Below are 16,107 nucleotides of genomic sequence, written 5' to 3' on the forward strand. Positions count from 1 at the left end.
CCAATGTTAGTAATGCTTTTTAAATGGTTGAAAAGAAAATTCAATTTTAAAAAAACAATTTACAGACTTTCGTATCTTTGCAACTTATATTCTATCTATTTTTACATATGAAGATTATTATAGCTGGAGCTGGAGATGTTGGCTTTCATTTAGCAAAATTACTTTCTTACGAATCTCAAGATACTTATATCATAGATTTTGATGGAGAAAAACTAAATTATATTAACAATCATTTAGACGTAATTACCAAAAAAGGTGACGCCACTTCTATAAAACTTTTAAAAGAAATTGGTATAAATTCTGCTGATTTGTTAATTGCTGTTACAGAAAGTCAGAATACCAATTTTACAATTTCTGTAATCGGTAAATCTTTAGGTGTTAAAAAAACAATTGCTAGAATAGATAACCCAGAATTTTTAAATGAATGCGAAGTAAACTTTAAAGAGTTTGGTTTAGATTTTATGATTTCGCCACAAGAATTAGCAGCAAATGAAATAAAAATGTTGCTTAAACAATCTTCTTTTAACGATACAGTAGAATTTGAAAGTGGTTTATTTAATGTAATGGGGACTTCTTTATCTTACAAATCTCCATTGGTAGATTTAACTGTAAAAGAAGCTAAACAGAAATTTAGCAATATCGATTTTATAACTATTGCTATTAAAAGAGATAATGTTGCGCAAACTATTATCCCTAGAGGAGATACAAAGTATCAACTTAACGATCAAGTTTATTTTTCTGTACCAAGTTATAATATGAAGGATTTATATCCGATTATAGGAAAGAAAAAATTCGATATTAAAAATGTTATCATTCTTGGAGGAAGTAGTATTGGTCAAAAAACTGCAAGAAACCTTTGTCAAGATAGTTTTAACATCAAACTAATTGAAGAAAGCAGAGAAAAAGCAGAAAATTTAGCTGAAGAATTAGAAAATGTCTTAGTAATTCATGGTGATGGTAGAGATTTAGAACTATTAGAAGAAGAAAATATTAGAGAAACCGATGCTTTTATTGCAGTAACGGGTAATTCTGAAACCAATATTATGTCTTGTTTAGTAGCAAAGTCTAAAGGTGTTAAAAAAACTATTGCTTTGGTAGAAAACATGGATTATATCGAGATTTCTCAAACCATTGGTATCGAATCTTTAATCAATAAAAAACTAATTGCTGCAAGTAATATTTTTAGGCATATTAGAAAAGGAGAAATACTTGCATCTGCAAATTTACACAATATAGATGCTGAAATTTTTGAGTTTGAAGTTCAGCCGAATGCTAAAGTTACAGAAAAACCTATTAAGGATTTAAACTTTCCTAGAGATGCAGTTTTTGGTGGCTTAATTAGAAATGGTAAGCCATATATGTCTTTTGGTGAAATGCAAATTCAAAGCGGAGATAAAGTGATTGTTTTCTGTTTGCCAGAAGCAATTAACACTGTAGAAAGCCTATTTAGATAAATGGGAAATTTAAACACAAAAATAATTTATCGTTTTTTAGGTATTACAGCAATACTTAATGGTCTGTTTATGTTTTTAACGGTTCCGTTTAGTATTTTTAATGATGAAATAGAAAAATGGGGAATTTTAAATGCAGGTATTATAACAACCTTTATTGGTAGTTTACTTTACTTTTTTAACAAACCCACAAACACTAATATTCAGAAAAAAGAAGGTTATTTAATTGTAACACTAGGTTGGTTAATTCTATCTTTTACAGGAATGTTACCATATTTACTTTCCGGAGCAATACCAAGTATTTCTGATGCTTTTTTTGAAACAATTTCTGGATATTCTACAACTGGTTCTTCAATATTAACCGATATTGATAACATGCCAAAAGGAATTCTTTTTTGGCGAAGTGCAACACATTGGATTGGCGGAATGGGAATTATTGTTTTAACAATTGCTATTTTACCACTTTTAGGTATTGGTGGTATGCAATTATTTATGGCAGAAGCTCCAGGGCCATCAGCAGATAAATTGCATCCAAGAATTACAGATACAGCTAAAAGATTATATTTAATCTATGTAATATTAACATTATTAGAATTCTTTTTATTGAAATTTGCTGGCATGACATGGTTTGATGCAATTAACCATGCAATGGCAACAATGAGTACTGGTGGTTTTTCTACAAAATCTGATAGCATCGCATTTTATAACGGAAAACCTTTAATACAATACATTATCATCTTTTTTATGTTTGTTGCAGGTACAAATTTTGTATTGACTTATTTCGCTTTAAAAGGAAAAATGCAACGTGTATTTAAAAGTGAAGAATTTAAGTATTATTTATTTGGATCTATAGGTGTCTCTGCAATAATTGCAATCATTATTATATTCTTTCAAGATCCTAATTTAGAATCTGTATTAGCGCACCCAAAAGTGTTAGGAGAAACAGAAAGTGCTATTAGACATTCTTTATTTATGGTTATTTCTGTAGTAACTACAACAGGTTTTGTTTCTGCTGATTTTACAATGTGGAACTTTTTTGCAACCGGAATCTTTTTTGCACTATTTTTTACTGGTGGTTCTGCTGGTTCTACTAGTGGTGGTGTAAAAGTTGTTAGACATATTGTCATGCTTAAAAATAGCTTTTTAGAATTTAAAAAAGCATTACACCCTAATGCCATTATACCTGTAAGATACGATGGCAAAACAGTAAATCAAACCATTGTTTTTAACATACTATCTTTCTTTATAATTTATATGTTAATTTTTATCATATCTTCTGTGATTTTAACATTATTAGGTTTAGATTTTATGTCTGCAATTGGTGCTGCAGCATCTTCTTTAGGAAATATTGGGCCTGCAATTGGTTCTGTAAGTCCTGTAGATAATTTTGCTCATTTAACCAACTCTGCAAAATGGTTTTGTTCTTTTTTAATGTTAATTGGTAGGTTAGAATTGTTTACTGTTTTAATACTATTTACACCTTTCTTTTGGCGTAAAAATTAGAAAACTACAATCTTTCTAATTTTAATATATTGTTAACAAACACTAAACACTAGTAAAAGTATTTCTTTTTTTCATATCTTAACTACTTAAAAACTAGCGACATGAAACAAAAGTACTTTTTAAAGGTTTTCTGCCTTTTTATTTTAACAGTATTTACAGTTAATTCTGTAAATTCTCAAACTACTGGTGATATTGCTTTCACAGCATTTAATGCAGACGGAGATACAGATTTTTCTTTAGTTAACTTAGTAGATCTTTCTCCAAATACAATAATATATATAAAAGATGGCTCTGGTTTTATAACTTGGAACACTGGAAGTAATGTTATAAAATCTGGAAGTATCACAGTATTTACAGATGTTGATGCCACAGGAAACCCTTTATTGGGGGTTTCAAAAGGAACTATAGAAAAAAGTGGATCTTTTAATTGGTCTGCAAGTGGTGAAGCAGTTTTTGTTTATTTAGGGACTGATAAAGATACACCAACTACTTATTTAACAGGTTTAAAAAATGGAACTTTAAGTGCAGAATTAACTGGTACTGGTTTAACTGCTGGAGTTAATTTTTTGGAATTTAATCCTGTTAGTAGTCCTGACGGAGGATTTTATAATGGTTCAAGATCTACAGAAGCATCGTATTCAAATTATTTTAATCTTATGATAGATAAAAATAATTGGATACGCAACACTGAAGATGGAGAAGCTACTTTACCTATTTCTAAAGAATCTTTTACAATATTAACCACAAATTGGTTAGGTGCTATAAGTTCTTCATGGATTGATCCTTTAAATTGGGATAATGGAGTTCCTAATTCTAGTTCTTTAGTTACAATTCCCGATTTAATGACTAATGCACCTGAAATTAGCACATCTACTAATGCTGAAGTAGGAAATATTTCTATTTCTGATACTGACGGATTATCTGTATTATCTGGAAGTTTAACTGTATATGGAAATATTACAGTTAATGCAGGAAGCTCTTTGTATTTAGAATCTAAAGTAACTGCATCAAAAACTTTAGATGCTGCAACCCTAATTTTAAATGGAAGTTATACTTCTGTTGATGATAATTCTTTTTTCTATTTTACAGAAACTTTTATTGACGATACATCTGAATGGAGCTTAATCTCTTCTCCTACCGTTGGAGAATTAATAGATGGTAACACCGGAGATGGAAATTTTGCTGTTTTTAATGCTTTGCAACAAAGTGCAACAAACTACGGAATCGCATTTTACGATAATTCGCAATCTGATTCTAATCTTCGTTGGGATTATTACTCTAAAACTGAAGTTGATGTTGCCAATACAAGCGCAATTTTAACAATGGAGCAAGGTAAAGGATACAGCGTTTTACCAAATTCTGCTTTTAATTCTGATACTGCGAAAGGAAACTTAGGATTTAAAGGTGATGCACCTACTTCTGATGTTTCAATTACAGTTACCGACAAAACAGCCACTTCAGGAAATGCTTTTAACTTGGTGGGAAATCCTTATCCTGCGTATTTACCTTTTAATACTGCTGCAAATTCAACTAATTTATTATCAGAAAATTCTGGAGTATTAGAAGAGGAAACACTTTGGATTTGGGATAAAACTACTGCTTCTTATATTACAGTTAACCAAACTACGACTGTAGGAACCGGAACAAATCAAAGACCATCTCTATACATAGCTCCGGCACAAAGTTTCTTTGTAAAGTCTAGCAGTACTGGTGGTGATTTTAAGTTTAAACAAGCAGATCAAAGTCATCAAACAACAGGAGCATTTAATAAAATAGAAAATTTAAGACCAGAGATTAATTTAAGTATTACAAACAATGGCAAAACCTCAAATACTTCTATCTATTATTATGCTGAAAAAACAACAGGTTTTGATAACGGTTATGATAGTTCAATTTTTACAGGTGCCGGTGATTCTTTTACAGTATACACCAAATTAGTATCAGAAGAAAGCAATCAAAAATTAGCAATTCAAACTTTACCAAAATCCAATTTTGATTCCATGGTTATTCCTGTTGGTGTTAATGCGCCTGCTGATTCTGAAATTACATTTTCTGCAAACGGAATTAATTTACCAAAAGAACATAACATTTATTTAGAAGATAGATTAACAGGCACATTTACGCTACTAGATACTTCTTCTAATTATATTGCTACTGTTAAAACTAATAATACTGATGATCGTTTTTATATTCATACAAAAACAAACGAAGCTCTAAATGCAGAAAATGTATTAGTTAGTAATATTTCAATTTTTCAAACAAGCAATACTAACTTAAAATTAACAGGATTTAATAATGAAAAAGTAAACATTTCAATTTTTAATATTTTAGGTAAAAATGTTTTAAAGAAAGAGCTAAACATTGTTAATACAAAAAATGTTGCACTATCAAATTTAACAAGTGGTGTATATATTGTAAAATTAGAAACACTTTCTAATAGCATTAATAAAAAGATAATTTTAGAATAATTCTTTAGAGATAAAACATTTAACCATGAAAAAAAACGAAACAAAAATTACTCGTAAAGAAGCTATTAAAAAAATAGGTAATTATGGTAAATATACTGCTTTAACTACCTTGGGAACTTACCTTATTTTAAACCCTCAAAAAGCGCAAGCTCAAAGCCCAGAAAAACCTGGAGTAGGATTTTAAACTGAAATTTTAAAACAATTAAAACGCTTCAATTTTATTGAGGCGTTTTTTATTGAATATCATTTAGAAATTACCTACATTTATTTTTCATGAAAAATCAATCTGAATTATTACTTAAAACCATAGAAGACAAAACAATTGTTTGGTTTAAAAGCAGTAACGAATATCTAGTATTAGAGAATACAACAGCAGATATTTTAAAACGATTAAGTAAAGGAATTTCTGTGAAAGAAATAGCAACTGCATTAGCTAAAAAACTGCATGTGCCTTTGGATAAAACAATAGATTTTGTTTTAGACCTTGAAAAGAAAATTTATGCCAATAAATCTATAATTAATAATACAATTGTTAACGATTATAAAGATGTTACGAAACCAACTTCTTTCGAATTCACAAAGTATTATAAAATAAATAATGAAGTTTTTAAAGTTGAATTTAACTCAGAATATGAACTGTATTTAGTTCATCCTAAATTTGCGCATTTAGAAACTACCATCACAGATAAAATACACACTACATTTACAGTCTTTCTAAATAATAGTTTTATCTTTTTTTATGTTGACAACAACTTTATTGGTGCTTGGAATAAAAAAGAGGTTCATTATTTTCAAGGGAAATTTTCAATGGAATTAATTCAAAAAATCCATCAGAAAGAAGAAAATGAATGGATGGGTGTATTTCACGCCTCTGCTGTTTCTAACGGTAAAAAAACTATATTGTTTTTAGGAGACTCAGGTAACGGTAAAAGTACTTCGTTAGCTTTATTACAAGCAAACGGTTACACTTGTTTAGCAGATGATTTTGTTCCGATCGATATAGAGAAAAATGAAGTTTTTAGTTTTCCTGCATCTATTTCAATCAAAAAAAACAGCTTAAAAACACTACTCCCTTTTTATCCGGAATTAGAAAACTCTGCAGAATATCATTTTAAAAGACTAAATAAAATAGTTCGCTACTTAGAGCCAAAGAACAGTAACTTTTTGGCACATTTACCATGTAAAGATTTAGTATTTATTAAATATAAAAAAGATAGTGATATCTCTTTTAGTAAAATTTCTAAGATTGAAGCTTTTCAGCAATTGGTACCAGATTCTTGGCTTTCGCCAATAAAAGAAAACTCTGAATTATTTTTAGATTGGTTTTCGAACTTAAATTGTTATCAAATTACATATTCTGATAATAAAAAAATGATAAATACAGTTTCTAAAATTTTTGAGGATGAATTATAAAGAAACACTCTTTTTTGTAGCCAAATGTTTAACAATAACATTAGAAGAAAAGAACCGAATCGAAATTGAGGATTCATTAAAAAACACTGAAATAGATTGGGATTCTGTTGTTAAAGTAAGTACGCAACATTTTGTTTTCCCAGCATTGTATTGCAATCTAAAAAGAGTAAATCTATTACAATATTTACCTGAAGAATTGGTAAATTATATGATTCATATAACCGATTTAAACAGGGAAAGAAACAAACAAATTATAGAACAAGCAAAAGAAATTAATAGTCTTTTACTTGCAAATGAGATTACGCCAATTTTCTTAAAAGGAACAGGAAATTTACTTGAAGGTTTGTATGCCGATATTGCAGAAAGAATGGTTGGTGATATTGATTTTATTGTTTCAAAAAACGATTATATTAATACAATTAAACTTATTAAGGGTTTTGGTTATAATCGAGTTAGTAAAGAAAATTATCAATTCCCTAAATCAAAACATTATCATAGATTAGCCAAAGAAAAAAGAATAGCTGCAATCGAAATACATAAAGAACTTTTAATTGAAAAATATGCGAGTGAATTTAATTATGATAGCGTTAAAAAAAACCTCTTAAAAATAAATGAAATAACAGTTTTAAGTTATGATGATCAAATTTCTCTTTCTATAATTGCGAAGCAAATAAATGATGATGGAATATATTTTAAAGACATTGCTCTAAGAAATGCATACGATGTATTTCTATTGTCAAAAAAAACAACAGCAAAAGAAGCGTTTAAAAACTTGAAAATTTTAAAGAATCCTTTAAATTCTTTTTTAGCTTCAACTTATGTTATCTTTAATAAAGTTTCTTCCTTAGAGTATCAAAACACAATGAAAACTGAAAAGTATTTACAAGTTTTTAATGACCAAATATCAAATAGGGTGAATACAAAACGTATTCATAAAAACATTGGATTTTATTTATTTGTTAAAAAAAGATTAAATATTATTTTAAAATCAATTGTAAATAAGGAATTTAGAAAATAGGTATTTAATAGAATACGAGATAAAAACTGGCAAAAAGAAAAGCTTAGGCAACTAAACCTTACAAAATCTAAATCAAATTCTTAACTTTATCAAAATCTAAGCCACCATAATTGCCAGAACTCATTAACACCATTGCTGTTTTTTCTAAATTCTGATTAAACAAAAACTCTTTAAAAGCTGAAGGATTTGTATAAATAACTAAATCTTCTCTTTCGAAGGCATTTGCTATTTGTGCAGAAGTTACTTCTTCTAACTGTTTAATTTTTAATGCATTTGGTGAGTAAAATACAACTGCTTTATCTGCAGCATCTAAAGCCCCTTTATATTCAGACAAAAACTTAACATTTAAACTCGAATACGTATGCAATTCTAAACATGCTAAAACTGTTCTTTTAGAATATTGCTCTTTAACAGCTTTTGTAGTTGCAGCAACTTTACTAGGACTATGAGCAAAATCTTTAAAGATTGCAGAAGAATTATTTTCTGCAATTTTTTCTAAACGCTTACTTGCTCCTTTAAAACTAGCAATTGCTTCATAAAAATCATCCTCATCAACACCCATGTGTTGGCAAATCCATTTTGCCCCAGCTAAGTTTTGTAAATTATGATTTCCGAAAATTTCTAAAGGTAAATCTCCTTCTTCTGTCTCTAGAAAAGTAATACCATTTTCTATAAAATGTTTCGGAGTTTCATATGGATATTTTTTAATATGGTTTTCAGAAGATTCTACAACATCTTTTACATTATCATCTTCAATATTATATACCATACTTCCTCCATTAACCATAGAATCAGTAAAAATTTGAAACTGGTCTTTATAATTTTCAAAAGTTGGAAATACATTAATATGATCCCAAGCAATACCACTTAACAACGCAATATTAGGCTTGTATAAATGAAATTTAGGACGCATATCTATAGGAGAACTCAAATATTCGTCTCCTTCTAAAACAATAAAATCATTTTCTTCTGTTAAATGCACCATCGTTTCAAAACCTTCTAATTGTGCACCAACCATATAATCTACTTGCCTTTCATGATAATTTAAAACATGCAAAATCATAGAAGTTATCGTTGTTTTACCATGAGATCCACCAATAACAACCCTTGTTTTATTTTTAGATTGCTCATATAAAAATTCAGGATAAGAATAAATTTTTAAACCTAATTCTTGAGCTTTTAATAATTCTAAATTATCTTTTTTAGCATGCATCCCTAAAATAATAACATCTAATTCTTTTGTTATTTTCTCTGGAAACCAACCAAATTCTTTTGGTAATAGACCATATTTTTCTAACCTAGATTTAGACGGATCGTGAATTGTATCATCACTTCCAGAAACTTGGTATCCTTTTTGGTATAATGCTATTGCAAGATTGTGCATTGCGCTACCACCGATGGCAATAAAATGAATATTCATTTAACAAAATTTTAAAAAGTAAAAGTACAAAAGCTCTTTACATTATTAATTATATTTATTGCGAAACTAATCGAAAAGTTACTTTTACTTGCAAAAAGTACCACTTTAGTAAAATACGTTTTAGTTTCAGTAAAATTTACACTTATTTTAGGTGCAAACAATTTAACTATGAAAAAAATTATAACAACTTTATTTTCAATATTTTTGATTTCTACGACTGTTAATTCTCAAGATAATTTTGACGAACTATGGTTAAATGTCGAAAAATTTGAGTTAGATGATTTACCTAAATCAGCTTTAAAAATTGTCGATAAAATATATAATAAAGCTGCAAAAGAAAATAATTCACCGCAATTAATTAAATCGCTGTTTTACAAAAGTAAATTTTCTCTTACTTTAGAAGAAAATGCACAGTTAAAGGTTATAGATCAATTTAAAACACAAATTGCACATCAAACATTTCCAACAAAAAACATTCTAGAAAATATTTTAGGAAATTTATATTGGCAATATTTTAAACAAAATAGATATAAATTTTACAATAGAACTGCTACTAAAGAAAAAGCCAACTTAAAAGATTTTAGAACTTGGGATTTAGCTTCAATTTTTAAAGAAATACAATTTCATTTTGATAATTCTTTACAAAATGATAAGCAACTTTTAGAAATAAAAATTACAGATTATAATGATATCTTAAATATAGATGATGAAACTACTCAATTTAAACCATCACTATTCGATTTTTTAGCGAATTCTGCACTAAAATTTTATAATACAAGCGAAAATTCAATTCATAAACCTTCCTATAAATTCGAAATAAGCAATCCAGATTTTATAAAAAATTCACAAATTTTCTCTTCTTTAGAAATCAAATCAAAAGATAGTATTTCAAATCAATTTCATGCTTTAAAATTGTATCAAAAATTGATACAATTACATTCTGAAAAAAATCAAAAAAATGCACTAGCGCATATTGATATCGAAAGATTAAAATTTGTAGAGAGTAACGGAACTTTTAAAAACAGTAAAGCTGAACTTTTAAAAACACTTCAAACTAGTAAACAAAATAATAATTTACATGAATCTAGTGGTTTGTACGCTTTTGAAATAGCACAAATTTTTAATGAAAAAGCATTACTTTATAAGGATACTCAAAAAAAAGAAAATCAATTTAAAAACAAGGAAGCTTTAGAGTTGTGTAACCAAACAATTTTAAAGTTTCCAGAAAGTTTAGCTGCAAAAAAATGTAAAGTATTAAAAGCAAATATTTTAAACTCATCTTTAAACATAACTTCCGAAGAATTTATTCCAATTCAGTCTAATTCTAGATTTTTGGTATTATACAAAAACCTAAATAAACTTTACTTTTCGGCTTACAAGGTCTCTGAAAGTGAGTTAAGCTCATTTAATGATATTTATGACATCCAAAAGAAAAAAAACTTTCTTTCAAAACTATCAAAAGTAAAAACGTGGATAAGTAATTTAAAAAATGAATCTGACTTTTTACAACACAGCACAGAAACTATTGTTCCTAAATTTGATGGTGGTAAATATTTAATTATTGCATCAGAAAAAAGAGACATAGAAACCAATTTTATTCATGCTTCTACTGTAATACAAGTTACTGATTTAACTTTGGTAAGTAATACTTTTAATAACTCTTACAATTACCAAGTTGTAGATCGAAATACAGGAAAACCTATTGAAAATGCTAAAATAAATTTACAAAACACTAGACGTAATTACGGTTCATATATCAACAAAACCTTAATTACAGATAAGCAAGGATTTGCAACTTTTAAAAGCAACAGCAGATATAACAACGTTCAAATTAAAGTTGAAACCAAAGATGATGCTGCAACTTTTGGTTCTTCATATTTATACAATAGAGCAAATAATAATGCAAATAATAAGAATGATTATGTTGATATTAAAGCTTTTATTTTTACAGATAGAAGTATCTACAGACCCGGACAAATTGTTTATTTTAAAACTATTTTCACTCAGAATGAAAATGAAATTTCAAAGGTTGTAAATAATAAAACTGTAGAAATAAGTTTAAAAGATGTAAACAACCAAATTGTAAAAACTCAAACTTTAGAATTAAATGATTTTGGCAGTGTTGCTGGTGAATTTCTATTGCCAAACAACGGTTTAACAGGTAATTATAAAATTCATGTTAAGGCAAATTCAATCAGCACTAAAAACGTACGTTTTAATGGTGCATACACAAATATTGCAGTAGAAGAATACAAAAGACCAAAATTTAAAACTGAGTTTAAGCCAATAACAGAAAGTTTTAAAATTAATGATTCGATTGTAGTTAATGGTTTTGCAAAAGCTTTTTCTGGCGCAAATATTACCGATGCAAATGTTGTTTATAGAGTACTAAGAAAAACACAATTTCCGTCTTGGTATTCTTGGAGAAGACCTTACAACAGCTCAGAATCACAAGAAATCTCTAACGGAAAAGTTGTTACAGATAGTTCTGGAAATTTCTCTATCAAATTTAAAGCAATACCAGATAAAAGTACTTCTGAAGAAAATTTACCAATTTTTACCTATGAAATTACTGCAAATGTAACTGATATTAATGGAGAAACTAGAAGTACGACAACTACTGTAAAAGTTGGTTATCATAGTTTATTAGCTTCTATTTCTATGGATAGTAATATTGATAAGAATCAGCAGAAAACAATAATTAATATTGAAACCAATAACTTAAACAATCAGTTTACTGCTGCTCAAGGAACCTTAAAAATATACAAATTACAAGCACCAAATGCTCCTTTAAGAAATAGACCTTGGCAAGAACCAGATTATCAGCAAATTTCTAAAGAAGAATTTAAAAGATTGTTCCCGAATGATCCTTACTCAAATAACGAAGATGATGTTGCCAATTGGCAAAAAGGAGCATTAACATTTTCTAAAAAATTCAATACTAAAAATTCTAAAGAATTAAAAATATCAAATCTTAAAAAATGGGAATCTGGTAAATACATTGCTATTTTAGAAACCAAAGATAAGTTTGGTAAAAAAGTAAAAGATGAAGTTAACTTTTCGGTATTTTCGACATCAGAAAAACAAGTTGCAGACAATAAGTTGTTTGTAATTAATACCGATAAAAACTCGTATAAAGAAGGTGAAACAGTAAACTTAAAAATTGGTTCTGCTTCTAAAGACATCACAATTATTGTGCAAATAGAAAAAAATTACAAAATTGTAGACACAAGATTAATCCATCTAAAAAACACTACTAAAACGGTTAAAATTCCTGTAAATAAAGAAGACATTGGTGGTTTTGCTATTAAATATCATTTTGTAAACTTTAATTACTTTAAAAGCGGAAGTATTCTTGTAAATGTTTTAGATAAACCTAAAAGTAATATTGAAATTGAAACAAATGTTTTTAGAGATAAACTAAGACCCGGACAAGAAGAAACATGGAGTTTTACCATTAAAAATGATAAAAACGATAAAGTTGCTGCAGAATTATTAGCTTCTATGTACGATGCTTCTTTAGACGAATTTAAAACACACAATTGGTATTTTAATCCGATAAAAGCTACTAAAAAATATTACTCATATAAATCTAGTAATGCAAACTTAAGCTTTGGTCTAAATAATTTTAACGTAACAAATAATAGAAACAGGTATTTAAATTTTCCGACTATAAAGAACATTACCTATAACTGGTTTGGGTTCAGTTTAAATAATAATTCTTGGCTAAACAACAGTTACCTAAGACAAATTAGACAAAAGCTAAATTCAAAAAAGATTAAAATAACAAAGTCTGGCTTGTTTAATGGCACAGTTTCTGGTTTTATTACTGATGAAAATAACGAACCTTTACCAGGAGTTTCAATTCTTATTAAAAATAAAATAAAAGGCGTAAGCACAGGTTTTGAAGGTAACTTTACAATTGATGTTAAAAAAAATGATATTATATCTATCAGATATATTGGTTATCAAAGTTTAGAGGTTACAGTAGAAGATTTTTCTAGATTAAATGTTCAGCTAGTTCCAGATTTAGTAGCATTAGATGAAATAGTAGTTACAGGTTATGGTACTCAAAAAAGAAAAGCATCCGATAGAACAGGTTTGATAAGCGTACAACAAGAAGATGCGGAAATAGCAACTGTTTTAAGCGGAAAAGCCGCAGGAATAAATATTGCTGATGATAATAAAACAATAAGAATTAGAGGAAATTCTTCTATAAACTCGAATGAAAAACCATTAATTATAATTGATGGTAAGATTAGTACTTTAGAAGTTTTAGAATCATTAAAAACTAAAAACATCAGTAGTTATCAAGTTCTAAAAGATTCTGAAGCAGTTGCTTTATATGGCTCGAAAGGAAATAATGGTGTTATAATTATAACTACAAATGCTGTTGCAGATTTATCTCAAATTAAAGCACGTAAGAATTTTAAAGAAACTGCTTTTTTTTATCCGCAGTTAAAAACTGATAAAGACGGAAAAGTAAGTTTTACCTTTACAATGCCAGAAGCATTAACTCGATGGAAACTGCAATTATTAGCACATACCAAAGACTTAAAATATGCTGTAAAAAGTATGCAAACTGTTACTCAAAAAGAAGTAATGGTAATACCAAATGCACCAAGATTTTTAAGACAAAAAGACACAATTACTTTAAGCGCTAAAATTACCAACCTAACAAACAATACCTTAAACGGAATTGCACAACTTGAGTTAACAGATGCTATTACCAATAAAAAAATAGATGTTTTAATGCAAAACATTGGTGCAAATAAAAACTTTACAGTTGCTAAAGATGGTAACACAAATGTTTCTTGGAAAATTTTTATTCCGGAAACTGTACAGGCTGTTCAGTATAAAATTGTAGCGAAAGCCGGTTCATTTTCAGACGGAGAACAGCAAGTATTGCCAGTTTTATCTAACAGAAAACTGGTTACAGAAACATTACCAATTTGGGTGAATTCTAATGAAAACAAAACGTTTACCTTAAAGAAATTAAGAGAAAATAATTCTACAACTTTAAAAAATCATAAATTAACACTAGAAGTAACCTCTAACCCAGTTTGGTATGCTATTCAATCTCTGCCATATTTAATGGAATATCCATATGAGTGTTCAGAGCAAACTTTCTCTAGATTTTATGCAAATACTTTGGCTAGTTTTATTGCCAATTCAAATCCTAGAATTCTAGAAGTGTTTAATCTATGGAAATCTTCTGATGCTTTACTTAGCAACTTAGAAAAGAATGAAGACTTAAAATCATTAATTATTCAAGAAACACCTTGGTTAAGAGATGCACAATCTGAATCTGAACAGAAAAAAAGGATTGCATTGTTATTCGATTTGAATAAAATGAAAAACGAGCAAGAAAGAGCCATTGCAAAACTTAAAGATATGCAAAAGAGTTCTGGTGGTTTTCCTTGGTTTAAAGGCGGAGAATATGAGAATAATTACATTACACTTCATATTGCAACTGGTTTTGGGCATTTAGAAAAACTAGGTGCAGCTCATTTTAAAACAGACACAAAAAAAATGATGAACGCTGCTGTTAATTATTTAGATAGACAAGTTGTAAAGAAACATAAAACACTTTTAGAAAATGCCGATAAATTAAAGAGAAAATCTAAAAATAAATCTGCAGGTGAAAAAGCATATAAAAATTATTTAGAAAAAAATCATTTAGATTATACTACAATTCAGTATTTGTACATGCGAAGTTTTTATCAAAATTTAGCTAAAAATACATCTTTAAAAGCAGCTGTTAATTACTATCAAGAACAATCAAAAAAATATTGGACAGAGTTTAATTTATATGCTAAAGGACAAATTGCATTACATCTATTTAGAACAAATGGAAAAACATCAGCAATTAAAATTTTAAATTCATTAAAAGAAAATGCTATTATTTCAGATGAATTAGGTATGTATTGGAAATCTAATAATAGCGGTTATTATTTTTATCAAGCACCTGTAGAAACACAAGCTTTAATGGTAGAAGTTTTTTCCGAATTAGAAAATAACACCAAAACAATAGACAAATTAAAAGTTTGGCTGTTAAAAAATAAGCAAACCAATAGCTGGAAAACAACCAAGGCAACATCCGAAGCAATTTACGCTTTACTTTTAAACGGAAGCGATTGGGTTTATAATAACGAAGAGTTAGTTACTGTTAAAATTGGTGAACATAAGATTGAACCAACAAAGTTAGAGAACGCAAAAATGGAAGCTGGCACAGGTTATTTTAAAACTTCTTGGTCTGGTAAAGAAATTACAAAAGAAATGGGTACTGTAACTATTAGTAAAAAGAATAAAGGTATTGCTTGGGCTGGTTTGTATTGGCAATATTTTGAAGACTTAGATAAAATTAGTGCAGCAAACACTCCTCTTAAGTTATCTAAGAAATTATTTTTGAAAGTGAATTCTGACACCGGAAAAGAGTTAATTGAAATTACAGGTAATAGTCAATTAAAAGTTGATGATTTAATTACTGTAAGAATAGAATTATCTTCTGATAGAAATATGGAATTTATTCACTTGAAAGATATGAGAGCTGCTGGTTTAGAGCCAATAAATGTAATTTCTAGTTACAAATATCAAGATAATTTAAGTTATTATGAAAGCACTAAAGATGCGGCCACAAACTTCTTTTTTGATTATTTACCTAAAGGGATTTTTGTTTTTGAATATGACTTAAGAGTTAACAATGCTGGTAGTTTTAGTAACGGAATTACAACCATACAAAGTATGTATGCACCAGAGTTTACTAGCCATTCTAAAGGTGTAAGATTAACTGTAAAATAAAGTTTATTTGGTGTAATTTTAAATGCATATGAG

Annotated in this window: 8 protein-coding genes; 7 read left to right on the top strand and 1 reads right to left on the bottom strand. The window is 28.2% G+C overall.

The features are described from left to right. The first annotated feature begins 107 nt into the window (after positions 1 to 107). From trkA to BXQ17_RS06630, 6 genes are all read left to right on the top strand, one after another. Entirely contained in the window at positions 108 to 1,454 is a 1,347-nt protein-coding gene (gene trkA, locus BXQ17_RS06610) for a Trk system potassium transporter TrkA (protein ID WP_077809855.1), read from the top strand. Beyond that, a complete protein-coding gene (locus BXQ17_RS06615) occupies positions 1,455 to 2,954 on the top strand; it encodes a TrkH family potassium uptake protein (protein WP_077809856.1) in 1,500 nt (499 codons plus the stop codon). A 101-nt stretch (positions 2,955 to 3,055) separates the two neighbouring features. Continuing rightward, complete coding sequence (locus BXQ17_RS06620; protein ID WP_077809857.1) at positions 3,056 to 5,422, top strand: T9SS type A sorting domain-containing protein; 2,367 nt, start codon at positions 3,056 to 3,058, stop codon at positions 5,420 to 5,422. A 25-nt stretch (positions 5,423 to 5,447) separates the two neighbouring features. Further along, a complete protein-coding gene (locus tag BXQ17_RS14510; protein ID WP_187661439.1) occupies positions 5,448 to 5,606 on the top strand; it encodes a hypothetical protein in 159 nt (52 codons plus the stop codon). A gap of 89 nt (positions 5,607 to 5,695) precedes the next feature. Then, positions 5,696 to 6,835 (top strand): hypothetical protein, encoded by a 1,140-nt coding sequence (locus BXQ17_RS06625; RefSeq protein WP_077809858.1) that lies wholly within the window; start codon positions 5,696 to 5,698, stop codon positions 6,833 to 6,835. Then, positions 6,825 to 7,853 (top strand): nucleotidyltransferase family protein, encoded by a 1,029-nt coding sequence (locus BXQ17_RS06630; RefSeq protein ID WP_254712416.1) that lies wholly within the window; start codon positions 6,825 to 6,827, stop codon positions 7,851 to 7,853. The genes BXQ17_RS06625 and BXQ17_RS06630 overlap by 11 nt, the downstream gene beginning before the upstream one ends. A 67-nt stretch (positions 7,854 to 7,920) precedes the next feature. Here BXQ17_RS06630 and BXQ17_RS06635 read toward each other — a convergent pair whose 3' ends face one another. Next, complete coding sequence (locus BXQ17_RS06635) at positions 7,921 to 9,273, bottom strand: UDP-N-acetylmuramate--L-alanine ligase (RefSeq protein WP_077809859.1); 1,353 nt, start codon at positions 9,271 to 9,273, stop codon at positions 7,921 to 7,923. Between the two features lie 168 nt (positions 9,274 to 9,441). On the opposite strand from BXQ17_RS06635, the gene BXQ17_RS06640 reads away from it, so the two are divergent. Then, positions 9,442 to 16,074 (top strand): MG2 domain-containing protein, encoded by a 6,633-nt coding sequence (locus BXQ17_RS06640; protein ID WP_077809860.1) that lies wholly within the window; start codon positions 9,442 to 9,444, stop codon positions 16,072 to 16,074. The last annotated feature ends 33 nt before the right edge of the window (positions 16,075 to 16,107 follow it).

Source organism: Polaribacter sp. BM10 (assembly GCF_002005425.1).
Classification (GTDB): Bacteria; Bacteroidota; Bacteroidia; order Flavobacteriales; family Flavobacteriaceae; genus Polaribacter; species Polaribacter marinaquae.

Coding starts and splice junctions, on each gene's coding strand:
- trkA (WP_077809855.1), top strand. CDS start 108: ATGAAGATTATTATAGCTGGAGCTGGAGATGTTGGCTTTCATTTAGCA.
- BXQ17_RS06615 (WP_077809856.1), top strand. CDS start 1,455: ATGGGAAATTTAAACACAAAAATAATTTATCGTTTTTTAGGTATTACA.
- BXQ17_RS06620 (WP_077809857.1), top strand. CDS start 3,056: ATGAAACAAAAGTACTTTTTAAAGGTTTTCTGCCTTTTTATTTTAACA.
- BXQ17_RS14510 (WP_187661439.1), top strand. CDS start 5,448: ATGAAAAAAAACGAAACAAAAATTACTCGTAAAGAAGCTATTAAAAAA.
- BXQ17_RS06625 (WP_077809858.1), top strand. CDS start 5,696: ATGAAAAATCAATCTGAATTATTACTTAAAACCATAGAAGACAAAACA.
- BXQ17_RS06630 (WP_254712416.1), top strand. CDS start 6,825: ATGAATTATAAAGAAACACTCTTTTTTGTAGCCAAATGTTTAACAATA.
- BXQ17_RS06635 (WP_077809859.1), bottom strand. CDS start 9,273: ATGAATATTCATTTTATTGCCATCGGTGGTAGCGCAATGCACAATCTT.
- BXQ17_RS06640 (WP_077809860.1), top strand. CDS start 9,442: ATGAAAAAAATTATAACAACTTTATTTTCAATATTTTTGATTTCTACG.